Genomic DNA, 23,697 nt, shown 5'->3' on the forward strand with positions numbered 1-23,697 from the left:
CATTAAATTAAAAAACTATGGAAAAAGTATTTATAGCTCCTAATGCCTCGGTGATGGGAGATGTTACCTTCGGGAAGGGCGTTTCGGTTTGGTATGGCGCTGTGATTCGTGCCGATGTTGAAAAAATTATTATTGGCGATAATACCAATATTCAAGATACCGCAGTGTTACACGCCGACCCAGGCGATCCAACTATCATAGGCAAGTCCGTTACGGTTGGTCATGGGGCTATTGTACATGGTGCAGTCGTTGGTGATGGCTCGCTGATTGGTATGCGTGCTACGGTGTTGAATAAAGCCAAAATTGGAAAAGGCTGTATCATTGGCGCACATGCGCTTGTGACAGAGAAAATGGAAATTCCTGATTATTCCTTGGCTGTCGGGGCGCCAGCGAAGGTGATTCGTCAGCTTACGCCTGAGCAAGCTGAAAAGATGAAGCTTGGTGCTCAACATTACGTCGATATGGCCGAGCGTCACGATAGAGGGGAGTTTCCTTTGGTATCTACAATTGAGTGAATGTGGTAGAGACGCAATGATTACGTCTAAAAAGGTGTTTAAAAAAAAGGCGTTCGGAAAACTGATTCCGAACGCCTTTTTGATAAGTTAATACACAAAATAAAATTTAAGGTTTGAGCTTTCGGCAAAAGCATTTTTATCGTTAAATCAAAACATTTTAATACTCTTTGCCTTGTGCCTAAACTTATAAATCAAATCTGATGCTACACAATTCCTAAATATACTCTATGCCAGTAACTGATATACTGTTAACTAATAACTCCCTTTTACAACAAAAGTCCTGCTAAAGTAGCTGACAAATAACTAGCTAATGTTCCACAAATTAGAGCCTTGAAACCTAGTTTTGCCAAATCAGCACGACGGCTAGGCGCTAGCTCACTAATACCTCCAATTTGGATAGCAACCGAGCTAAAGTTGGCAAAACCACAAAGCGCAAAGCTGGTAATAGCAATCGTTTTTGGTGCTAACGTATGCTGTTGCTTAATCAAGTCAAGATACGCCACAAATTCGTTTACTACCATTTTGGTACCCATCAAGGCGCCTGCTGCTTCAATGTCTTTAGAAGGAACACCCATAGCCCATGCAAAAATGGCAAATAATTTACCCAAAATAAAGTTGAAGCTTAGCTCTGGCAAACCAATCATAAAGCCAACTTTACCCAAAATCAAGTCTAGCAATGCGATTAAAGCAATAAAACCAATCAACATCGCGATAACATTCATACCTACTTTCAAACCGTCACTAGCACCGCCAGCAATAGCATCTACTAAGTTAACGTGTGCTTTTTCAACTTTGAGTTTTACTGTCCCTTGTGTTTCTGATTCTTCTGTTTCAGGCATTACGATTTTCGAAATCACCAAAGCGCCTGGTGCAGCCATAATACTAGCTGCCAAAAGATACTGTGCAGGTACGCCCAAAGCAATATAAGTAGCCATTACACCACCTGCAATACAAGCAAAACTACCTGTCATTGAAGCTAAAAGCTCCGAATTGGTCATGCCTTTGAGGTAAGGTTTAATCATAATTTGAGCTTCTACCTGTCCAACAAATGTACTTGCTACGTTTGATACCGCTTCAGCACCACTTACTCCCATCAACCACTTCATACCTTTGGCCATTACGGCAACTACACGCTGCATCAAACCAATATGATAGAGGATGTTTACCAATACTGCCACAAAGATGATTGTAGGTACAACTTTAAAAAAGAAAATAAATCCATTTTCTGGACCGAATACTTTACCCAAAAGCTCTTGCTTTACTAATGGACTAAATACAAACTCGGCACCTTTGTCTGACATTTCTAATAGGCGCTTGATTTTTTCACCTAACCATTGAAAAATGTTTTGACCAAGGTCAGTTTTTAAAATAAAAATAGCTAGTGAGGCTTGTAAACCTAGTCCCACACCAACTGTACGGTAGTTGATTGCCTTTCGGTTGTTCGACATCAAATAGGCGATTCCTAATATCAATACAACTCCGATTAGTCCTGTAAAGCGTTCCATGTTTTATGTAATTAGACCGAGATTAGTGCTTAGTTTTATAGTTGATGAATTTTGCAAAAACAGGTAAAGATAGGAAAAAACTTCCAATTCTATACGAATAAATAGGCGATAGAGCTCAAATGACCTTTTTGAACAGAAAATCCCTGAAGAAATAATTTGTATTGCCCTTATTCTGTTTTTACCAATTCATCCGTTTGCGTAGCTCTATAATATGCGCTACATGGTGTCGCCCATGCCACGAATACATACCTGCCATTACGTTCAATGGATTGGTGTGGCGTGTAGCTGGATGAAATAATTGTTTATTAAAATCGGCCCTTGTCATATTTTCAAGCAACATTCCCCATCTCAGGTGTAGGGCTTCCAATAAAGTCAATGACCATTCGATAGGGGCATTTTTGCCATCAGATAGCTCTGCCCAAAGTTGTTCTTCATAGGGTCTTATGGTAGGAATACTCTCGGTGAGAGCTAATTTGAATCTGGTATAAGCATTGATATGTGAGTCGGCTACATGGTGTACGGTTTGTCTGACTGTCCAGCCGTCAGGTCGGTAAGGTGTTTCCAATTGTTCTTTGTTGAGACCTTCAACCGCATCCGTAAGCTGTTGAGGCAATCTTTTAATGTCAAGAATCCACTCTGCTAGTATAGATTCTGTTATTTCATGGGGTTTTTCAAACTGTCCAATCGGATATTTTAGTAATTCTATATCGTCTTTTTGCATAAGGTAAAAATTATTTATAACGAATTGATAGTCTTCTAGGATAGAAGGTTTCTCTAATATATCTATTTCAGTTGTAAAATAGCTAAACTAAAAGCAAAAATTAAGTAACAGGTCATTTGAAGATTAATTTGTTAAAACCCAAGCCTCAAGCCCTAAGGCTTTTACTTTAGTAGTATAACCACTACAAGATAACTCGTTTAAGTACAAATGCTTACTGCTATTTTGAAGGCTGTATTACTTCAAAGCATCTTCTGGAAAACACTCGTCAGATGAATATATTTTATAAATTCTTTGAATAGTTAAATTTATAAAAATGACACCTCTAGTTATCAAAAAAATCACGGATAAACATCGAAAACTTTAGAATTATATTTTGATTTTTAGAATTTATTCGTAAAATAGTGTAAGCTTTTTCCAAAAACACAAAATATAATACTGATTTAAGTAGAGCTAAAAAGTGAATAAACAGACCTACTAAGTATTATTCCCTAGATTGGTTTAGTTCCTCAAACAATCCCAAAATCGCTTCAATTTATAAAAGTTTTAGGCTAGTCGGTAGGAGTCCATCTCCGACTATATTGATACGAATTTTATAGAACATCCTATAAATAGATACCCCTTATTAAACTCAGTATTCACCCTTTAAAAAAAGACAGGTTATGAAACATTTAGACAAGTTACCTCCAGTGGTGTTAATTATGTTATTTGTTTTGTTGACATTGGTTAGTGCTTAATAAGTAATGCCATCGTCTTCTAAACACAGCGATATTTCATCGCTTACAACATGTAACGCCTTGTCTACGACAGGTGATTGGGGCAATCATCTGGACTCGTACCCATTTTGTAGAATTGACTTGATTACAATCTTATCAGCTTTTGCCGAGCTACATAGTTAATAGACCTGTGAAGTTGTATTTTACAGGTCTTTTTCTTTCCGAATGTTTCATTCTTTTATAGCCTAAAAAATCCACTCAAATTCATTGCTACAATTACCTTCGGATATCACACCATGTTGATAGCTTGATTTAGACTTAGTTTTAGCACTTAAAGCATCTCAAGTAAAAAAAATATTCAAATAGTACAATTATGGGTTTTGCGCATATCTTAAAATATCTTCTCTTTGATGCTTTGATTTAATCCTATTTTTGTTAATTTTACATAAATGAAATGCATTATGTGATTTTTCAGAACCTATTTTTTAATTTTTATAAAAATTTACTAAAAATTAAACAGTTTTTAATGTTGTTTTTGTAATTATTGATAAATTTGTCTTATTGAAAAAGTGCTATATGCTGTTTCATTTTTTTCCCTTAACTATCAAATTATAATCAACAAGCTAGAGCCGTACTTCATCCTTTGTTTCACTACTAACTAAGACGTGTTATGAAAACAGTACTCAAACTCTCAGACTACCTTAAAATGTTGTTGGCTGCCATTGGCGCATATTTTGGCGCATGGATTTTAGCCTAATGCTTGTTCATGTTGTTTGTGAGTATTCTAGAAGGGCGTCCTTCGCACATTTCTGCTCATTCGACTTTCTAGAATTCTCTCGCAACAAGTTTCTCAATTTTGACGAATAGGATATAAAACCCTAAAATAACCATATCAAGTTGCAGAATTTCATACTAGGTATGAGGTTTTGTTTTAAAGTAAAACAAGGTAATAATGACAGTCCTGCGTTAAAGATTATTGTGACCGCATCAACAAACTCAACTGCATTATGCTTATCGATAAATAGACTATCATTACTCAAATCACTTCAAAAACAACGTCTTACCATGTCATTCAATATCAATCGCCGTGATTGGCTCAAGAAAAGTCTTATAGCTACCGCAGGTTTGAGCGCAGCCTCAACCTATATCCAACGTGCACAAGCAAATCCAACTGTAAGAAGAGAGTTACAAATGAGTTTGTCGCCTGATTTTCAGTTAGAAAATTCGTTTGTAGGAATCAATCCTCCTGTGGTAATGAAGGCTCGCTTGGGTGCGAATGAAAACCCTTGGGGACCGTCGGCAAAAACTAAAGAGGCATTAATTGAGGCTGTTGGGGTATCAAATCGCTACGGTATGCAAAGCCGTGCGGCGTTGGTGAAGTTGATTGCAGAAAAAGAAGGTGTTCCTGAAAATTATATCTTATTGGGTGCTGGTTCTTCAGAGTTGTTGACAGCTTCGATGGTGGCTTATGGTTTGAAAGGAAAGATTATCTGTGGCGACCCATGCTATATTTCAGGGAATGAAGAAAAAATCCCAATGGAAAAAGTGCCATTGACTAAGGATTATCAATATGATTTAGATGCTATTGCGGGTCGCTTGAATGGCTCACAAAGTTTGGTATATATTACGAATCCTAATAACCCGACTGGCGCTATATTGCCAGCAGATCAGCTTACTGCGTTTATCAACAAAGTTTCTGACAAAACTCCTGTGCTGGTTGATGAGGCTTATATTGATTATGCCAAAAATCCTAAGACGGACTGTATGGTGGCATCGATTAATGCAGGTAAAAATGTATTGATTTTGCGTACTATGTCTAAGCTATACGCTTTTGCTGGTTTGCGTGTGGGTTATGCTATTGCTAAGCCAGAAATTTTAAAAACAATCGCACCGTATTGCTCTGGAGGTTTTGATATTTCAGTTCCTTCTTTTGCAGCAGCAGTTGCGGCTTTGAAAGATACAGATTTCCAACACTTGACCTTAACGAATACTGCGGAATCAAAGAAATACCTTTATGATTTCTTGACAAAAGCAGGTTATTCTTATATCCCATCCTCAGCAAATTTTGTGTTGTTCCCAATCAAAATGAAAGGGCAAGACCTTATGAGTAAGCTTATGGCTGAAGGGGTTATGGTAAGAAGATGGGAGTTTGACCGCCAACACTGGTGCCGTGTTTCTATTGGAACCATGGACGAAATGAAGGCCTTTACGGATGCTTTCTCGAAAATCGCCTCTTAGATAATTGATAAAAGTCATCGATTTGGATTGTTGAGCAACTATTTGATTTTCTTATTTTTACTATTTTTTCTAACAAAAAATCAAAGTTTGTTTATCAGCAAAATACAAATCAAGCATTTCAATTATTAAGACACAACATTATGACGAGAAGAGATTTTATAGAAAGAACAGGTGCTGCTAGCTATTTGACATTATTAGGCTTAGGAATGATTCCAGAAGCAAATTCACAACCCTTGGATTTGCAAAGAGGAAAGGCCGATAAGAAAATTATCATCCTAGGAGCTGGTTTAGCAGGATTATGTTCGGCTTATGAGTTAACAAAATTAGGCTATCAAGTTACAGTACTAGAAGCACGCAGTCGCCCAGGTGGACGTGTTTGGACTGTAAGAGGTGGCACCACAGAAACTGAAATTGGAGGTCCTTCACAAACGGCACAATTCGATAAAGGACTTTACTTGAACGGTGGTGCGGCACGTATTCCGCACAATCACGAAACGACGCTCCATTATTGTCGTGAATTTAATATTCCACTCGAGATATTTATGAATATGAACGAGGGTGCTTATTACTACAGCGATAATGGAACAGGTCCTTTGGCAAACAAACGAGTGAAAATTCGTGAAATTCATGCCGACGTTCGTGGATACACAGGAGAATTATTGGCAAAGGCGGCTGACCAAAAAGCCCTAGATCAAGATTTGACCAAAGAGGATATCGACAAACTCATTGCATATCTGAAAGAGGAATGTGATTTGGATATTACCAAAAAATACAAAGGCTCAGAACGACACGGATATTTGCGTCAGGGTGGGTATGGAGATCAAATCCCACAATTGGCAGAACCTTACTCGTTACATGACATTATCGCTGGAGGGTTGTTTCACCCTGCATTTTCGAATGTAAGCGAATATACTTTCAATCAGCAACCAGTTATGTTACAGCCTGTTGGCGGAATGGATGCTATTCCGTATGAGTTTGCAAAGCGTCTTGAAGGAAAAATACAATATCAAACTGAAGTAAAAGAAATTCGAAAAACACAGCCAGGTGTTCGAATAGTGTACAAAGATAAAGCTGGACAAGAAAAAGAACTCAAGGCCGATTATTGTATTTGTACAATTCCTTTACCTGTATTGCGCAATATACAAACAGACCTTTCATCAGATATTCGTCGTGCAATAGACTTTACGGCTTACATGAATACTGGTAAAATTGGATTGCAGTTTAAGCGTAGATTCTGGGAGGAAGACGATAAAATATTTGGAGGTATTTCTCGTACCAACATGGATATTACCCAAATTTTTTATCCTTCCTACAACTTTATGGGTAAGAAAGGTTTACTGAAAGGCTATTACAATTTCCATGATCGAGCCGTTAAAATGGGTAATTTATCCATTGCCGAACGAGAAAAGGCAGCCTTAGAACAAGGAAGTAAAATTCACCCGCAATATGCTACCGAATTTGAAAGTTCCTTTTCGTTGGCATGGCAAAAAATTCCTTATTCGCAAGGAGGCTGGGCAGAATATACCGATGCACAACGCAAAAGATTGTATCCAGCCTTGATTAAGCCTGATGATGAGATTTACATGGCAGGAGAACATACCACACACCTTACCGCTTGGATGGCAGGAGCGCTAGAATCGGCCAAAGCTGTGGTAGATCAAATTCACCGCCGTGTCAATGCATCGTAAGAATTTTTGACCTTGTCTTTTTACTTTTTAATTAAAATTATTTTAAAAAAATTGAGATACTATTATTTGATAATCAATAATTTATTATATTTATAATTGTAAGATAATTTTGATTTAATAATGCTGTATTTCAAAAAACTATTACACAAGTTTTCAGTAGTGATGAGTTATTTTCGAGGTTCGAAACCCCTCAGCCACTTGTTACAATATCAAGTGCTTCATTATTGAAGACCAAAATTATTCAGTATGAAAAAAGTATTATTAGTATTTGGTTTAGTTTGCTCAACTCTTTTCGCCAAGGCTCAAGAAGTAGCTAAAGTGGGAATCAAAAATGCTGATTATGATGCGCTTAAGAAAATTGCAGTCAAAAATCCTGACAAGGATACATATATTAAAGAGGGAGCTTACGTATTGGATAACAGCAACCCACCATACATCTTCAAATTCTCAGATGGAAAAGAGCGTCGTATATATTTATACAAAGTCTTAGAAACTGCCGAAATGAAGGAAATGGGCTCTTTAATGGTTTTTACAACGCCAAAGGACGGTAAAAAAATCAGTTTAGTAGTGCCTAATCCAATGGCAGAAAAAGAAGTTTGGGGCAAATACATTGATGACCTAAAAGATGGCGAAAAAGCTGTTTCTGGATTTTCTTCATGTGTAGCTTTTGTATTGGCAAAAGAGTTTACAGGTGGCGCTTCAGGTGCTGAGCATGGCGCAGAAGACAAATACGAATATTGTTTTCCTGAGACGGCTGTCGTAACAATGGCCGATGGTTCACAAAAGTCTATTGCAGAAGTAAAAGCGGGTGAAGTTGTGATGTCTTATAACACTATAACAAACCAAGCTGAAACAACGCTTGTCGATGAAGTAATCGAGCACGATAATAAGTCTTTTGGAATCGTAAAAGTATTATTGAGTGATGCCGAAGATCAAGCGTTTGCTTCGACACAACCGCTTTTCCAACTAACAGAATTGGAAGGTACAGCCAACCATCCAGTAATGACAACTACTGGTCACGCTAAACTAGGTAAGTTGAAAGTGGGCGAACAAGTTTTGATGTACAATAGCGATACGCATACTTTTAATCGCTATAAAGTATTTTCAACTAATTCAGACTATCGTACGGTCGAAAAGGTGTATAACCTTCGTACCGCTAATGATAAATACCTCGTAAATTCTATCGTGGTATTAGAAAAATAAGTGAAATGGTTTAATGCACATCGAAGGTTTCGACCTTCAACCTAAATATTAAGCCTACCGAAAGGGACTTAATTTTTTTGAGATTGTTTTTGGATAATTTTTAAATCCTTTCTCTTCTAGGGAAAGGATTTATTTTTTATATGGGGTAATATCTGCTTTCTGAGTGTGTTTTAAGCGAAATTCATGACTTAAAGAGTCTTTTCTCTAAAAGAATATTTTAGTACTAATCCAAGATTAGTTTTTGGTAAAAAAGAGAGTATAGAATTTTTTGTTCATTTTGTTTAAAAAAAATTGTTAAAATTATATTTTATTCAAAAAATGATATTACATTTGTAACGCTAAACAGTTAGCGATATTCAAAAACAATCTCGACAAAATATAAAGTGATTCTCTAGTTTAGAGAAAACAATTTGATTTAACAAAAGATTTGAATCCTGAAACGGATAGAAGCTTTTAAAGATATTTTCAGAGCGAATTTTAAAATGATAAAATTTTAGGGTCACCATAAGTGACAAACTATGAAAGTACCAATTTGATTAATTTACTAAACTCAAAACAACTATTTAACTTTGAAGCTCTGATAAGCCCCAGCTAACCACTGGGGCTTTTTTATTGAGTGATTTAGTGATTTTTTATTGAGTGAGTGTTTATATTTCTCTTCAAATTTTTCAATACAAATAACGAATATACAGTTAACTATTAACCCCTTTCGAGATTTGCGATAAAATCTGCTGTTGCTCTGCCGACACATCTACTTGGCTTTCGATTGCCTCTAATTGCTTTAACACATTTTTTAAAAACTTCTGATGTGCTTCTGATGTAATATCGAAAGGTTTGTGAGTCAAAGCTTTCTTAATTTGTTGCCATTTGGGCAAAAAAGCTTGTAAATCATCTGAGAAATAGGTTTTTACGAACTGCTCAAAAATATATTGCTCCGCCACTTCATTCGGATGAATCATATCGGCTTTATAAAAACGATAATCACGGAGGTCGTCTATCATAATTTCGTAGGACGGAAAATACGTAACATTTTCATAGTCAGTACTTAAGTAATGACAGGCAGTTCGGAGATTGATTTGGATAATTGATTTTCTGCTAGTCCTTCTTTGGTATGTCGCACTGGCGAAACGGTTATAATGATTTTTAAGGAAGGGTTCAACTCACTAATGGCTTTGTGTACCTCGGCGAATTTTTTACAAATATCCTTCACACTCAATAAGTCCTTTTCGAATAAACTTGCAGGCATTTTATGACAATTGGCAACATAGCTTGGCGTAGCTTTGAGCTGATGTACAAATGCAGTTCCGAAAGTCAAAACCAAGAAATCATATTGCTGAATCTGAATTTTTGCTAGGTTATGATTCAATAATTCCTTTAAAGACGCTTGTTGAGTTGCAAAAAACTGTGAGTGAAAATCATAATGAAACCATGTTCGCTGGTGTTGTACAAATAGCCGCTCGTCGACGTTTTGATAGCTAGGATTCAAAAGTTTGAAAATCGACATGGGGTTAAATAAAGTACCAAAAGGGTTGACTTCTGTAGCAATTTTGTTTTCCTCAAGCTTTTGTCCAATAACTTGTGCAAAGCATGAACCCACTGTCAACACTTTGGATTGAAGTTGTATTTGAAAGGGCGATTTTTCTATCTTTATTGGCGTTCTGAATTCCATAAGGCAATTTTGACTGAATATTTTATAAAGGTAAAGTTAAGCAATTTAGGCTATGATAATTTCTAAAACCTGTTTAACCAATGCGCTAGTAGCCATAAAATGAGATTCTAAAATTGAAAAGAATTCAAAAATCTCTAATTCCCTCAATCACAATTCACTACCTTTGTGGCAGATATAGGTGCTTTATGCTTCAAATCTAGGAAGTGTCAAAGCTTAATAGGGAATTAGGTGAAAAACCTAAACTGTCCCCGCAACTGTAAGTTTCGTTTTGTGTCGAATTCAATCTTCATGGCCACTGCCCTTGCGGCGGGAAGGCTCGGAGTCGATGAAACAAGTCAGGAGACCTGCCTTTTTATCTATTCTTGGTACAATTTACGGTGGATGAATTGTTGCTGAGCGTTCGCTTTTCTGTTCATTTTCTATTCTTTTATATCCAATCATCAAACCTATTTTATAGGTTAAGGAATTGATATTTAGCTAGAAAACAATTATCAAATCAATGTTTAAATCTTTATTTTTCTGTTCGGGATTACTTTGTGTGGCAAGCCTGAGTATGGCTCAAAACAATGTAACAAACCTTAACGAAGTTGTAGTTACCGCCAATAAAGTACCCCAAAAGCAATTACAGACAGGAAAAGTTTTAACCGTTATTTCCAAAGAAATTTTGGAGCGGAATGTAGGCAAATCACTTGGAGAGCTCCTCAATCAGCAAGTAGGTATGCAGGTAGTAGGCTCTCAACTAACACTTGGCGCAAACCAAGAAGTAAGTATTAGAGGTTTAAGCAACGGCTATGCCCTGTTATTAATGGATGGCATTCCATTAAATGACCCTTCTACGATTGGTAATTATTTTGACTTAAACGTTATTTCAATCGACCAAATCGAAAGAATTGAGATTTTGAAAGGAGGGCAATCAACTCTTTACGGTTCGGATGCTGTAGGTGGAGTAATAAATATTATTCGTAAAAAAGCGAGTACTAAGCCATTTAGCGCACAAGCTAATCTTTCGGGTGGAAGTTATGGTACATGGAAAGGTGCTTTGAATTTGAGTGGTACGTTGAGTAAAAATTCAAGTTATGCCGTAGCATATACCAAGTTGTACTCAAAAGGTATTTCGCAAGCGGCCAATAAAAAAGATGATAATCTCAACGAAAAAGATGCCTTTAATCAAGATGCGTTTCGTGCTCAGTTTCAGCAAAAATTTGGTGCCAATCTTACAACCAAAGTTTTTGTAACAAACGAAACTTATCGTGCCGACATTGATAATGGTGCATTTAGTGATGATAAAGACTTTGTAGCAAATAGCCGAAGCACACAGATAGGAGTAGGTGCGGAGTATTTTGTAGGAGGAGGAAAATTAGTGGCCAACTATCACTACAACGACCTCAAACGTAGCTATATCAACGATTCTAACTATGTGGCTCCTGATGCGTATGACAAGTATTCGGCAAGTAATTATGGTGCTAAAACCAACTATGCTGAATTATATGGTAGTTGGAGTTTGGGTAAAAATATAACGTGGCTGGTCGGTGCAGAATATCGTGCTCAGAAAATGAACCAAACGTATTTGTCTATCAGCGATTGGGGTCCTTATGAAGATGCACCACTAAGTGATGCCTTAGCCAACGTAAATCAAGTAAGTGGTTATACCTCGTTTAACTTGAATAACTTGGGTGGTTTTGGCGCTGAAGCAGGTGGTCGTTACAATCATCATTCTTTGTACGGAAATAATTTTACCTACACGCTCAATCCTTATTATTTATTGGGTAAAAACTTAAAAGTATTAGCTAACTTATACTCAAGTTTCAAGTCGCCAACGTTGTATCAATTGTATTCTCCTTACGGCAATACAGCCTTGAATCCCGAAAAATCATTCACACAAGAAGGCGGTTTTCAGTTGTTTAGCAATAATCAACAATCCTATTTCCGAGCGGTGTATTTCAATACAACCATCAATGATGTGATTATTTTTCAGTCAATCAGTACTGCGCCGTATGGCAAGTATGTTAATTTCAACAAGCAAGCAAGTAAAGGTTTGGAATTGGATGCTCAGGCACAGTTAGGTAAGTTTAATCTTTCGGCTACCTATACGCACCAGATTGGCGAGTTAACTACCAAAGTGGCAGGAAAAGATACCACTTACAAAAATTTGATTCGCCGTCCTGAAAATGCCTTTACTTTGAGTTTGGGATATCAGGCTAGTTCAAAATTGTATGTGAGTTCAACTTTGAGAGGCGTAGGTGCCCGTAAAGATACTTACTATGATAACGACCAATTCAAATCTATCAATGTAGACTTGGATGCGTATCAATTATTAGATGTATATGGTGAATATCACATCAATTCAAAAATCAAAGCGTACGCTGATTTGAGAAACATTTTGAATACCAAATTTGTAGAAATAACAGGCTACCAAACCCGCCAATTCAATGCAAGTATTGGTTTGAGTTTGCAGTTTTAAAATAGGTATTAAAGTGAACAGGCACAAAGGCACAAAGTGGCAAAGTGAAAAGAGTTTACTTTGAAGTATCTGAATTGAATATCTAGTTTTAAAAAAGGCATTAAATTGAACAGGCACAGAGGCACAAAGTGGTAAAGTGAAAAGACTCCTTGTACTTGTTTCTGAATTGAATATCCAGTTTTAAAGATAATAGAGTGAACAGGCGCAAAGGTGCCAAGTGGTATAGTGAAAAAACTCTATGCCTTTGTGCCTGTTCACTATGTCACTTTACTTATGAACCTCCTTTGCTCTTGGTCTGGTGGAAAAGATTCTTGTTTTGCTTTGATGCAAATGAATCAACGACCTACCGTAATTTTTACAACACTCAACGAATGGGGCGATCGCTCGCGTTCGCATGGTTTGAGCCCTGCTATTCTGGAAGCGCAAGCCAAAGCTATTGGTTGTCCAAGTGTTACAATTAGTACATCTTGGGAAAATTATACCGAAAAATATATCGCTCGTCTTAAGTCTCTGACTGAAGAATACCAACTAACTGATGCAGTTTTTGGCGATATAGACCTGCAGCCACATCGTGAATGGGAAGAGAAAGTTTGTGCCGAGGCACAGCTCAACTGTCACTTGCCACTTTGGCAACAGGACCGTAAAGCACTGGTTTTTGCCATGATTTCTGCTGGTATTAAAACCATGATTGTATCTTGTAATGATACGTTGGGTGCCTCTTTTTTAGGAAGAATCATAGATGCCAAGACAGTGGAAGATTTGGAGCAAAAAGGAGTAGATGTTTGTGGCGAAAACGGAGAGTTTCATACAGTAGTATTAGATTGTCCTTTGTTTCAACAGTCAATTGAAGTAACTCAGGGAGAAAAATTAGTTCATAACAATTATCATTTTTTAGAGTTATCATTGGTAGAATGTTGAAGATACATACCCATTGTCCACGTTGCCAACAACCATTTCAATGTAAAGTTGACGATATAGTGCATTGCGATTGTCAACAATTAACATTGAACTACGAACAAACCCAACAATTGAGACAGTTGAGTTTGAAAAAATACGATGGACAATGTTTGTGCAACACTTGTATAAAGTCTCTAATCAAAAACCATTTTGAAGACCATGATGCAACTTAGTCCTAAAACCTTCTGCGACACTTTTTCAAGTGTAAACACCTCTATGCCAATTTTGACTGGCATGGAATTTATGCGTCGCCCTGCAAGACTCAGCGATGCATTATTGCATGAATATGAGTGCGTAAGTCGAATGGCGCACGTGCGAAAATGGGATTTTGATTTGTATCATTTCCGAGAGTTTATTCAAGACCCTCAACATGCTGTAGTAATTACCAATGGGCAACAAACCATTCAATGGGTAAATCATGGTTTTGCTAACATGACTGGCTATCAGATACAAGAAGCTTTAGGAAAGAAACCTAGTTTTTTGCAAGGAAAAGAAACCGACCCACTTACAAGGTCAGCTATTAAGGCCTGCTTATTGGAAGAAAAAAAGTTTGAAGGAAAACTCATCAACTATCGAAAAGATGGCGAACCTTATTGGTGTGATGTTCGCATAGAGCCTATTTTTAACGAGCAACAAAAACTCGTTAATTTCATAGCCTTTGAGGAAGAGATTGTTTGATATAAAGTTTAGCGATTTAGTGATTATTTTAAAATTTTTATTCTCGCAATATAGGCGCAAACATTGCGCCTATATTGGTTTCTTATTAAAAAATAATCACTCATTCACTCAATAGGAAATCACTAAATTAGAGATGACTTATGTTTTTATATTGGAGTAGCTACCCTTATCACCAAATGCCCTTTTTTGACACCATACGGCTTGTATGATATTCTTAAAAAGCCTCTTCCATAGTAGTCAATACTATAATCTAGGGCAGTTTTTCCTGCCTTCAAATTGAATCTGTGGACAATATAATTTGGATTATCATAATCACGAATCTCGATATAGGCTGGCGCATCTAGCTCACCTTCTATTTTTAGGGGTAAACTCACAAAGTCATGAAAAGTAGCAGCGGTGTCAACGTAAAATTGAGGTTTTTGAACGTTCTTGACCGTGATCGCTAAGTAATCGGGCTTTTTGAACAGAAGCATCCAAAGACCAATGAAAAGAGCAGCATTAAGCACAATAGGCGCTATGTTACGTTTGATTTTTTGTAGCATGTAGATAAAGGTTAATAGATGAAGATTATGATAAAGGTACACATTTGAGCAAACTTTGACAAAAGCTCCTTTTTTCAGCAACTATATTCTTGTTTTCTTTTTCTAGTAATAAACCACTAAATTGAGTAGTAATACTTATTTTATTTATGGGTAATTATTACCAATTTTGTAATAAGTTAATAATTCATCTCATGCTATCGAATTGTAAACTTTAACAGAGAAAAGACCGAACGCCCCCCGAAAAACGTTCGGTCTTTTATTTTTACATCTGATTCGCTCTTCAAACCAACTAAAATGATAAAAGTTTCTTGTAAAAACTGAAGAATCCTCTAACTTGTAAGTTGATTCATTTCATGTCCATTTGAGGTTTTTGAAGCCTAGCTCATAGAAATATTACCTAAGAAATAACGAGTTTTCAGCATCTTCCTCATATACTTTTTCGTAAACCATTAATCGTAATAACCCTACCTGCAATGAAAAAAATTATGCTTGCCCTTTGCTTTTGGCTTTTAGGAATCGTGTTTGCCAAGGCTCAGACAATCTACGTAAACGGTCAATCATTGAATGCTATTCGAAATGTGAATTATATCACAATTAAAGCCGAAAAAGCCTGGCTTGCAACCAAATTATCTGTTTTTCTTGATTATGGACAAGGTAATTCACCAAGAGAACAAGAAGTAACAGACGCCAACAGAAAACCTTTATTTTTTAATAGTAAAGTCGAAATATTCAATTTGATGGATCGCCAAGGATGGGAATTAGTGGATACTTACGAAGAGATAAAAGAAGGCAAAACCTTCATTTTACATATATTTAAACGAAAAATTTTACCACGTGTAAAATAAGCATATCTACCTAAAAGTCAGTAGTAATAGCTACTTAAAGAGATTAAAAAGCCTCAACTTTTAAAAGGTTGAGGCATTTTTTTTATCTTTGAAAAGATTTGCAATGTTTTGTATAACATGAGCAAGTTTTTGCAGAAAACCTTGAACTAATCAAATTAATTATACCACAACACCACTAGCTTTTAGCGAGATAGAAGTTAGTTATATCCCGAAATTGAGAATTTATGAGTAAAGTAGTAGTAAGTGCCGAAAAATTAAGGTTAAAAACTCGTGCCGACAACAAAGGATGGAAAAAATGGGGCCCATATCTATCTGACCGTCAATGGGGAACGGTGCGAGAAGATTATTCTCCTAATCAAGATGCTTGGAATAACGTAACGCACGACATGGCTCGCTCAAAAGCCTACCGTTGGGGCGAAGAAGGTATCGGTGGTATTTCGGATAACAAATCGTATATCTGTTTTGCACTTGCTTTGTGGAACCATAATGACCACATTTTGAAAGAAAGGTTCTTCGGACTAACAGGGAATGAGTCGAACCACGGCGAGGATGTAAAAGAACTCTATTACTATCTTGACTCGACGCCTACGCACTCGTACATGAAAATGCTGTACAAATATCCTATAGCAGCATTTCCCTATTCAAAACTGGTAGACGAAAGCCGTAAACGATCAAGATTAGAACCTGAATATGAACTGCTAGACACAGGTATTTTTGATAATGATGAATATTTCGATGTATTTATCGAATATGCCAAGTCTGACGAACAAGATATTTTGATAAAAATTACGGCACATAACCGTAGTAATAAACCTGCTCCAATTACTTTATTACCTACTATTTGGTTTAGAAATACTTGGTGTTGGGGGTACGAAAACTTCAAATACAAACCGATGTTGACAGGTGTGTCAAATAAGGTGATTGAAGTAGATAACAAAAGCGTAGGACATTATAAGTTGTATTGTGAAAAAGCAGATGAATTATTATTCTGTGATAACGAAACCAACTTCCAACGCTTGCATGGCGTGGCCAATAATGTACCCTATACCAAAGATGGGATAAACGAGTACATTGTTAATAAAAACAAAGCGGCTGTCAATCCTAACAATATCGGTACCAAAGCTTCAGGACGCTATACCAGAGTGGTAAAAGCAGGTGAAAGTGTAACGATTCGTTTGCGTTTATCCGACCATTCTATTATTGAACCATTCGGTGGTTTTGAAGATATTATGGATAAGCGTATTCGTGAAGCAAATCAGTTTTACGATGAATTGCAAGGAACTGTACAAGACCCAGAGTTACGTTCAATTCAGCGTCAGGCTTATGCAGGGATGCTTTGGACCAAACAATGGTATTATTACAATGTCAACGAATGGATTAAAGGTGACCCTACGATGCCGAAGCCTTCGGACAATCGGAAGTTTGGTCGAAATTCAGGCTGGCGACACATGTATGCCGCCAACATTCTTTCGATGCCCGACAAATGGGAATACCCATGGTTTGCGGCATGGGATTTGGCCTTTCATACGATTCCATTGGCACGACTCGACCCTGACTTTGCCAAACGTCAGTTAGCCGTAGTATTGCGTGAATACTATATGCACCCGAACGGACAGATTCCTGCGTATGAATGGTCATTTTCGGATGTAAACCCTCCAGTACATGCTTGGGCAACGTGGCGTGTATATGAGATAGATAAAGAAATGAATGGCGTAGGGGATGTCAAATTCCTAGAGCGTGTTTTCCATAAATTACTACTTAATTTTACGTGGTGGGTAAATCTTAAAGACGAAGGTGGCAATAATATCTTTGGAGGAGGCTTCCTTGGAATGGATAATATCGGAGTATTTGACCGCTCGGCAACTTTACCAACAGGCGGACGTCTTGAGCAAGCTGATGGTACAGGCTGGATGGCGATGTACAGCTTGAACATGCTTCGTATTGCCTGTGAAATTGCTGTTGAGCGACCAGTGTATCAAGATATGGCGTCTAAGTTTTTTGAACACTTCCTACATATTGCAGGTGCTATGCAAATGTTGGGTGGTTCAGAAATTAGCCTTTGGGATGAAGAAGATCAGTTTTACTATGATATGCTTCACATGCCAAATTCGCAGAGTATGTTGCTCAAAATCCGTTCGATGGTAGGGTTAATTCCACTTTTTGCTGTAGAAATTCTTACACCAGAAATGTTGGAAAAATTGCCAGATTTCAAACGTCGTGTGGATTGGGTTTTGGCTAATAGACCCGATTTGGCAGGTTTGATTTCGCGTTGGTACGAGCCAGGAAAAGGAGAAAACCGTTTGTTGGCGATTTTGCGCGGTCACCGTATGAAGATGATTATGAAAAAAATGTTTGATGAAAACGAATTCTTGTCAGAACATGGCGTTCGTTCATTATCAAAATATCACCTCGAAAATCCTTATCAGTTCCGTGTACATAACGAGGTCTTCAGAGTCGATTATACACCAGCCGAATCTACAGGAAGTATGTTTGGTGGGAACTCCAATTGGCGTGGACCTATCTGGATGCCAATGAACTTCTTGTTGATTGACTCTTTGTTGAAATTCCAGTCGTATTATGGCAATGATTACGAAGTAGAATATCCTACCAATTCGGGTAATATGGTGAGCATCAAGCAGGCTGCTTTAAGTTTGGCAGAACGGTTAATCAAAATCTTTAGAACAGATGAAAACGGTAAACGTCCGATGTATGCCAATTACGAAAAAATGCAAACAGACCCTCATTTCAAGGATTTGGTACTGTTTTATGAATATTTCCATGGTGATGATGGTAAAGGTCTAGGTGCTGCACACCAAACAGGTTGGACGGGTCTAGTAGCAGAACTGATTTTGATGGTAAATGAGGCTAACAAGGCAGAAATCAAAGAAATCTTATAGGTGCTGAATTGTGAGTAGTGAATTAGGGCTGTACGAAGGATTATAAAACTGTCTATTTCAGATATCGGATGTTGGATTTCGGAAGTATAAGTTTCTGTATTTTGTAAAAATCAAGATATTTTACTTTTTTCCGAAATCAGAAAGCTCAATAATTCAATCTTATTCTTCCAAAAATGTATCAATAAAAAAGCCTTAAGCAATCTGCTTAAGGCTTTTTTATTGATACTGGCATTCAGAAACTTTAAACATGTTAAAAGAATCTAAGAGCAACTCATCAAAATATGCTTAGTGCGCTTTTGCTCCAGCTGGAGTTTGCTTACGCATAATGAAATACAATACTGCAAAAGCGATAATCAAGATGAATGGGAATACCGCCATATTGTCTAGTGTTGCTTGACCAGCAGCTAAGTCAAGTTCTTGACCTGTCAAACCTTTGGCAGCCGCAGCAGCTTTTTCGTCATCCAACCATTTACCAATGATTGGTTGGAAAATTGAGGTAGAGAACATACCCATACCACCAATAATTGACATACCAAAAGCACCAGTACGAGGTAGATACTCAGCCACAAAACCAATCATAGTTGGCCAGAAATAACATACACCAATCGCAAAAATTACGGCAGATACATATACCATAGCACCTTCAGCTTGGCTCATCAAAACTACACCAACAGTAGCAAAAATAGCCGAACCTAGCAATACACCCGTAGGGTTTAGGTTATGCACAATTGGACCAGCAAAATAACGACCTACCGCCATCAAACCAGTTACCAAAGCCAAAATCAACATTGGACTTGCACCTGCATGACCCAATACTGGACCGATCCATTGCTCAGGACCAAATTCAGAAATAGCAGTCAATGCCATACATGCCAACATAAATAAGTACAATGGCGAAAGCATCGCTTTGAAGTTTTGACCTGTTGAAGCAGCACCTTCGTCTTGGCTTTCAGGAAACGCTTGTCCCAAAATCAAGGCAGCGTAAGCTACCGCAGGAATCAAAATGATACCAATTTGCAACTGCCAGCCCATACCAGCCGAAGTCATAAATTCAGAAATCAAACTCGCAATAACGATACCTCCAGGGAACCACATGTGGAAACGGTTCAACATTTTGGTTTTTTGATTGCCTTCGTACATATCAGAAATCATTGGATTACAAGCCGCTTCTACGGTACCATTGCCAAATCCAACGAAGAAAGTCGAAATCAATAAAGTCCAGAAACCACTTGCGAAAATGGTCATTACTAAACCTAATACGTGTGTAACAAATGCTACCCACATGATTTTTTTAGGACCTAATACATTGTAAAGAGGACCTCCAACAATCATTGCGATAGGGAAGCCTAGAAATGCCATCTGGTTGACGTATCCGAGGTGCTCTGCATCAAGGTTAAAGGCTGTACCTAACTGCGTGAGGACACCTGCACGAATACCAAAAGCCATTGAAGTAGTGATTAGTGCAAAGCAACTCGCCAAAAACAATCGATTATTATTAACTGTTTGGGACATAATTGATTAAAGGGTTTAAGATTAATAAAAGGGACAGTGTTCTTATTTTATTATAATTCGTACTAAAAAAAATCCATGCCAAAAAAACAAAAAGATTTCCGTATTTACTAAATGACTTTGTAATAATTTTAATTAAAATTTGCAATCAATCGGTACAGAGCGGGCTAAATGTAGTATTTTCAAGTGTTTTTTTAGATTGCTTTTTCAAAAAGCATATTTTGGTATTATTCCTTAAAAAATTTCATGATTACGCTTCAGGCAATATACCATACTTATCAGGAGTACCGAATTATGAATGCTGAATTAGGAGTGTACGAAAGATTTCCAATAATTGAGGATTTGGGATTTCTGATTTCGGAAATAAAGTAAAATATCTCTATTTTTTATAAAACATAGAAGATTACACTTTCGAAATCCCACATCCGATATCTGATATCCGAAATAGACATTTTTAGAATCCTTCGTACAGTTCTGATGATGAATTGTGTATGTATTTTTTAATTGTCAATAACTTACAATTAAAAGTTGTTATTTTTTGCATGAACGCTTATTGGAAGCAAAAATTTATATTTCTTGTATTAGGAAATACAATTCCAACATTTAGTACATGGCATAAAGCAAATAGCTCTCGGCTGATAAAATTATATTACTTTTGTGCAATATTGTATCAAAAAGATACAGAAAGAGGGAGTAGTCTTATTTTTTCAAAACTTACTGCTGATATCAATGTAAGTTTTAGGCTATAAAAGAATGTTTAAAAATATTATTTGGCATTTGTTGAAACAAACAAAATTTCCTTTCACCACACCTTACTTTTCTTGTCTTGACACAAGAAAAGTAACAAAAGAAAGTCAAGAAATCCTAAACTCGCCTACGGCTCAAACAGTAGGATTTCGGGGAAGTAATTACAAACATGTTCATTATTAATGACTTATAAAATTTAAACATACTCATACTCTAAGCCGAAGTCAATAGAAAAAAATGTATGCATGATTTTTTTAGAAATTTAGCCTAATGCCTATTGCAAGTAAAATTGAAGTAGTTGTGGATATGAAATATTGACAAACTTTACATTCATCATTCACAACTCATAATTCATCATTAACACATAGATCCATTATTCTAATTATATATATCAATTATTATTTCAACCTAAAACTGTTGAGCCTTTAGAACAAGTTGACCTTGATTTGTCAGCCGAGCCGTTCAGAAGCTCGATATTTAATTAACGAAAAAATGGCTAGAAAAATCAGAATGGGCATGATTGGAGGAAGTTTGGATGCCTTCATCGGAGCAGTTCACCGCAGAGGAGCCGCCTTAGATGGCGAAATCGAACTTGTTTGCGGAGCGTTTAGTTCAAATCCTGAAAAATCTAAAGCTACTGGCGAAGCGCTCTATTTACCTGCCAACCGTGTGTATGATTCGTACGAGGAAATGATTTTGAAAGAGAAAGAACTTCCTGAAGGCGAGCGTATGGATTTCGTTTCAATCGTTACACCTAATCACGTACATTTCCCTGCTGCAAAGTTTGCTATCGAAAACGGATTCCATGTAGTGATGGACAAACCGCTTACTTTGACGATGGAAGAGGCTAAAGAATTGACCGAAATTGTCAAAAATTCTGGCTTACTATTCGCATTGACGCATAATTATACAGCCTATCCAATGGTGAAAGAAGCACGTCAATTGATAAAATCGGGTGCTATTGGACAAATCCGTAAGGTAATTGTTGAATATCCACAAGGATGGTTATCTCAATTGGTGGAGGCTTCGGGTCAAAAACAGGCTTCATGGCGTACCGACCCCGCGCGTAGTGGGGCTGCAGGTGGTGTTGGCGACATTGGTACACATGCCGAAAACTTAGCTGAATATATCACTGGTTTACAAATAACGGAACTTTCGGCTGACCTTACGATTTTTGTGGAAGGTCGTATGCTCGATGATGATGCCAACATCCTACTTCATTTTGACAATGGCGCTAAAGGTATTTTGCACAATAGCCAAATCTGTAATGGCGAAGAAAATGACCTTAACATACGTGTCTATGGCGAATTTGGTGGTCTGAAATGGCGACAAATGGAGCCAAATACCTTGATTATGACTAATCAGGAAAATGGTTCGAAAATTATCCGTACTGGAGTTGGCAACTTATCTCCTCACGCACAGGCACATACGCGTCAGCCAGCAGGTCACCCAGAAGGCTATATCGAGACTTTTGCGAGTATTTACCGAAACTTTGCGTATGCCCTACGTGCCCGTTGGGGTGCCGAAAGCAAATCAGGCACAGGTGGTGGCTTAGGAAAAGGTACTGGAGTAGACGGTTACGACCCAGAAATTTATGATTTCCCAAGTATCGAAGACGGTTTGCGTGGTATGGCTTTCATCCAAACGGTTGTAAAGTCGGCCAACTCAGCCGAAAGATGGACAAAATTTGAGATCTAAAAAGAACTATCTCCAAGTCACAGATTTATGCTTGATGGCTTGGAGATATTCTGTAAATTTGAAGGCTGTTAAAAGGGTTAAGCCCATAGAAAACCATCTTTTTCTTTCATCCTTCATTACTTTTGTACAAAAAGTTTGGAAAAACTCGCTTGAGATTGTTATGAAATACTTCTTAACATTCCTGTTATTGGGACTTCTTTCTACCCGTTCATTGGCACAAATATCTCAGTATGAGGTATTTTTTGCTCAATATCAAAATGAGTTAGTCATTAGAAAATGGAAGGAAGCAGATGCTATCAAGTATTTAGTGGTAAATTCAGAAAATCTTAAAACGCATATTCTCAATAATATCGAAACACAGCCTGTAACATGGAATAATGTTTTAAATCTTTTTGAAAAAACATCTTATATTCATGACTGGCAATTTGAAAAGCATAGAGACTATGAGCTACAAGATGCAGGAATCACCAAAGCAGATAGTACGCTACAAGGCTTTAGTTTGACGATAGACTTATGCCCATCGAGCAAACCATTGACTCGAAGTTTTTTCCAAAATGTAATTAAAAGTTTTGAAATCAGTGAACGCCCAGTACCGCTTACAATTACTATAACAGGTATTTGGATGCAAAAACATCAAGATGACCTTAACTGGCTCAAGCAACAAGAAAAAGTAGGTAATTTGCGTATTACGTGGGTCAACCACAGTTATACGCATCGTTACGACCCCAAGTTACCGCTAACAAATAATTTCTTGTTGGAACATGGTACTAATATCCTTTCGGAAGTTTTATTGAATGAACAAGCCATGTTATCAAATGGTCTTGTACCTTCTATTTACTTTAGATTTCCGGGTTTGGTGTCCGACAAAAGTATTTTCGATGAAGTTTTGGCTCTTGGACTATTACCACTCGGAAGCGATGCTTGGCTAGCCAAAGGCGAGGCCATCAAAAATGGAAGTGTAGTATTGGTACACGCCAACGGCAACGAACCTTTAGGCTTGGCGCTTTTTCAAAAAATGCTTCGAAAAAATGAAGGAAATATTAAAAGTAAAAAGTGGCTTTTATGGGATATTTCAAACTTACTATCCAAAGAGTGACCCTTTTCAAAAACA

16 protein-coding genes, 1 pseudogene and 1 riboswitch are annotated in these 23,697 nt (G+C 37.3%); of the genes and pseudogenes, 12 read left to right on the forward strand and 5 right to left on the reverse strand.

Annotated features, from left to right (window positions below):
• Nucleotides 1-17: 17 nt before the first annotated feature.
• Nucleotides 18-515: a gamma carbonic anhydrase family protein gene (locus BWI92_RS07350; RefSeq protein ID WP_095161465.1), complete on the forward strand. Its 498-nt coding sequence runs from the start codon at nucleotides 18-20 to the stop codon at nucleotides 513-515.
• Between the two features lie 266 nt (nucleotides 516-781).
• Here the strand turns inward: BWI92_RS07350 and BWI92_RS07355 are convergent, their stop codons facing one another.
• Complete coding sequence (locus BWI92_RS07355; protein ID WP_095161466.1) at nucleotides 782-2,020, reverse strand: NupC/NupG family nucleoside CNT transporter; 1,239 nt, start codon at nucleotides 2,018-2,020, stop codon at nucleotides 782-784.
• 178 nt (nucleotides 2,021-2,198) lie between these two features.
• On the reverse strand, nucleotides 2,199-2,741 hold the full coding sequence (locus tag BWI92_RS07360) for a YfiT family bacillithiol transferase (RefSeq protein ID WP_217903385.1): 543 nt from the start codon (nucleotides 2,739-2,741) through the stop codon (nucleotides 2,199-2,201).
• 1,778 nt (nucleotides 2,742-4,519) lie between these two features.
• On the opposite strand from BWI92_RS07360, the gene BWI92_RS07365 reads away from it, so the two are divergent.
• From BWI92_RS07365 to BWI92_RS07375, 3 genes are all read left to right on the forward strand, one after another.
• The gene (locus tag BWI92_RS07365; RefSeq protein WP_176464366.1) at nucleotides 4,520-5,692 is read left to right on the forward strand and encodes a histidinol-phosphate transaminase; all 1,173 of its coding nucleotides are present in this window, start codon (nucleotides 4,520-4,522) and stop codon (nucleotides 5,690-5,692) included.
• Between the two features lie 140 nt (nucleotides 5,693-5,832).
• Nucleotides 5,833-7,380, forward strand: a complete 1,548-nt coding sequence (locus BWI92_RS07370) for a flavin monoamine oxidase family protein (protein WP_095161468.1) — start codon at nucleotides 5,833-5,835, stop codon at nucleotides 7,378-7,380.
• A gap of 246 nt (nucleotides 7,381-7,626) precedes the next feature.
• A complete protein-coding gene (locus BWI92_RS07375) occupies nucleotides 7,627-8,583 on the forward strand; it encodes a hypothetical protein (protein WP_095161469.1) in 957 nt (318 codons plus the stop codon).
• Nucleotides 8,584-9,275: 692 nt separating this feature from the next.
• Here BWI92_RS07375 and BWI92_RS28815 read toward each other — a convergent pair.
• Nucleotides 9,276-10,252, reverse strand: a pseudogene (locus BWI92_RS28815) (GSCFA domain-containing protein).
• Nucleotides 10,253-10,411: 159 nt separating this feature from the next.
• Nucleotides 10,412-10,619, forward strand: a riboswitch (cobalamin riboswitch).
• A gap of 132 nt (nucleotides 10,620-10,751) precedes the next feature.
• Between BWI92_RS28815 and BWI92_RS07390 the strand changes: the two are divergent.
• The 4 genes from BWI92_RS07390 (at nucleotide 10,752) to BWI92_RS07405 (ending at nucleotide 14,348) form a co-directional block, all read left to right on the forward strand.
• Nucleotides 10,752-12,713, forward strand: coding sequence for a TonB-dependent siderophore receptor (locus BWI92_RS07390; protein ID WP_095161472.1), 1,962 nt, complete (start codon nucleotides 10,752-10,754; stop codon nucleotides 12,711-12,713).
• A 225-nt stretch (nucleotides 12,714-12,938) separates the two neighbouring features.
• Nucleotides 12,939-13,631, forward strand: coding sequence for a diphthine--ammonia ligase (locus BWI92_RS07395; RefSeq protein WP_217903386.1), 693 nt, complete (start codon nucleotides 12,939-12,941; stop codon nucleotides 13,629-13,631).
• A complete protein-coding gene (locus BWI92_RS28820; RefSeq protein WP_095161473.1) occupies nucleotides 13,625-13,843 on the forward strand; it encodes a cysteine-rich CWC family protein in 219 nt (72 codons plus the stop codon). The genes BWI92_RS07395 and BWI92_RS28820 overlap by 7 nt, the downstream gene beginning before the upstream one ends.
• Entirely contained in the window at nucleotides 13,830-14,348 is a 519-nt protein-coding gene (locus BWI92_RS07405; RefSeq protein ID WP_095161474.1) for a PAS domain-containing protein, read from the forward strand. The genes BWI92_RS28820 and BWI92_RS07405 overlap by 14 nt, the downstream gene beginning before the upstream one ends.
• Before the next feature lie 146 nt (nucleotides 14,349-14,494).
• Here BWI92_RS07405 and BWI92_RS07410 read toward each other — a convergent pair whose 3' ends face one another.
• Complete coding sequence (locus BWI92_RS07410; RefSeq protein WP_095161475.1) at nucleotides 14,495-14,890, reverse strand: hypothetical protein; 396 nt, start codon at nucleotides 14,888-14,890, stop codon at nucleotides 14,495-14,497.
• A gap of 473 nt (nucleotides 14,891-15,363) precedes the next feature.
• Between BWI92_RS07410 and BWI92_RS07415 the strand changes: the two genes are divergently transcribed.
• On the forward strand, nucleotides 15,364-15,735 hold the full coding sequence (locus BWI92_RS07415) for a hypothetical protein (RefSeq protein WP_095161476.1): 372 nt from the start codon (nucleotides 15,364-15,366) through the stop codon (nucleotides 15,733-15,735).
• A 224-nt stretch (nucleotides 15,736-15,959) separates the two neighbouring features.
• On the forward strand, nucleotides 15,960-18,632 hold the full coding sequence (locus BWI92_RS07420; protein WP_095161477.1) for an MGH1-like glycoside hydrolase domain-containing protein: 2,673 nt from the start codon (nucleotides 15,960-15,962) through the stop codon (nucleotides 18,630-18,632).
• Nucleotides 18,633-18,917: 285 nt separating this feature from the next.
• On the opposite strand, the gene BWI92_RS07425 is transcribed toward BWI92_RS07420, so the two are convergent.
• A complete protein-coding gene (locus BWI92_RS07425) occupies nucleotides 18,918-20,144 on the reverse strand; it encodes a sugar MFS transporter (protein WP_095161478.1) in 1,227 nt (408 codons plus the stop codon).
• A gap of 1,254 nt (nucleotides 20,145-21,398) precedes the next feature.
• On the opposite strand from BWI92_RS07425, the gene BWI92_RS07435 reads away from it, so the two are divergent.
• Nucleotides 21,399-22,586 (forward strand): Gfo/Idh/MocA family protein, encoded by a 1,188-nt coding sequence (locus BWI92_RS07435; protein WP_095161673.1) that lies wholly within the window; start codon nucleotides 21,399-21,401, stop codon nucleotides 22,584-22,586.
• A 160-nt stretch (nucleotides 22,587-22,746) separates the two neighbouring features.
• On the forward strand, nucleotides 22,747-23,682 hold the full coding sequence (locus BWI92_RS07440; RefSeq protein WP_141234710.1) for a polysaccharide deacetylase: 936 nt from the start codon (nucleotides 22,747-22,749) through the stop codon (nucleotides 23,680-23,682).
• Nucleotides 23,683-23,697 lie beyond the last annotated feature (15 nt).

It is taken from the genome of Flectobacillus sp. BAB-3569 (assembly GCF_002270355.1).
Lineage (GTDB): Bacteria > Bacteroidota > Bacteroidia > Cytophagales > Spirosomataceae > Flectobacillus > Flectobacillus roseus.

Excerpts from the sequence above, each read along its gene's own strand:
- BWI92_RS07350 (WP_095161465.1), top strand. The coding sequence starts at position 18 with ATGGAAAAAGTATTTATAGCTCCTAATGCCTCGGTGATGGGAGATGTT.
- BWI92_RS07355 (WP_095161466.1), bottom strand. The coding sequence starts at position 2,020 with ATGGAACGCTTTACAGGACTAATCGGAGTTGTATTGATATTAGGAATC.
- BWI92_RS07360 (WP_217903385.1), bottom strand. The coding sequence starts at position 2,741 with ATGCAAAAAGACGATATAGAATTACTAAAATATCCGATTGGACAGTTT.
- BWI92_RS07365 (WP_176464366.1), top strand. The coding sequence starts at position 4,520 with ATGTCATTCAATATCAATCGCCGTGATTGGCTCAAGAAAAGTCTTATA.
- BWI92_RS07370 (WP_095161468.1), top strand. The coding sequence starts at position 5,833 with ATGACGAGAAGAGATTTTATAGAAAGAACAGGTGCTGCTAGCTATTTG.
- BWI92_RS07375 (WP_095161469.1), top strand. The coding sequence starts at position 7,627 with ATGAAAAAAGTATTATTAGTATTTGGTTTAGTTTGCTCAACTCTTTTC.
- BWI92_RS07390 (WP_095161472.1), top strand. The coding sequence starts at position 10,752 with ATGTTTAAATCTTTATTTTTCTGTTCGGGATTACTTTGTGTGGCAAGC.
- BWI92_RS28820 (WP_095161473.1), top strand. The coding sequence starts at position 13,625 with ATGTTGAAGATACATACCCATTGTCCACGTTGCCAACAACCATTTCAA.
- BWI92_RS07405 (WP_095161474.1), top strand. The coding sequence starts at position 13,830 with ATGATGCAACTTAGTCCTAAAACCTTCTGCGACACTTTTTCAAGTGTA.
- BWI92_RS07410 (WP_095161475.1), bottom strand. The coding sequence starts at position 14,890 with ATGCTACAAAAAATCAAACGTAACATAGCGCCTATTGTGCTTAATGCT.
- BWI92_RS07415 (WP_095161476.1), top strand. The coding sequence starts at position 15,364 with ATGAAAAAAATTATGCTTGCCCTTTGCTTTTGGCTTTTAGGAATCGTG.
- BWI92_RS07420 (WP_095161477.1), top strand. The coding sequence starts at position 15,960 with ATGAGTAAAGTAGTAGTAAGTGCCGAAAAATTAAGGTTAAAAACTCGT.
- BWI92_RS07425 (WP_095161478.1), bottom strand. The coding sequence starts at position 20,144 with ATGTCCCAAACAGTTAATAATAATCGATTGTTTTTGGCGAGTTGCTTT.
- BWI92_RS07435 (WP_095161673.1), top strand. The coding sequence starts at position 21,399 with ATGGGCATGATTGGAGGAAGTTTGGATGCCTTCATCGGAGCAGTTCAC.
- BWI92_RS07440 (WP_141234710.1), top strand. The coding sequence starts at position 22,747 with ATGAAATACTTCTTAACATTCCTGTTATTGGGACTTCTTTCTACCCGT.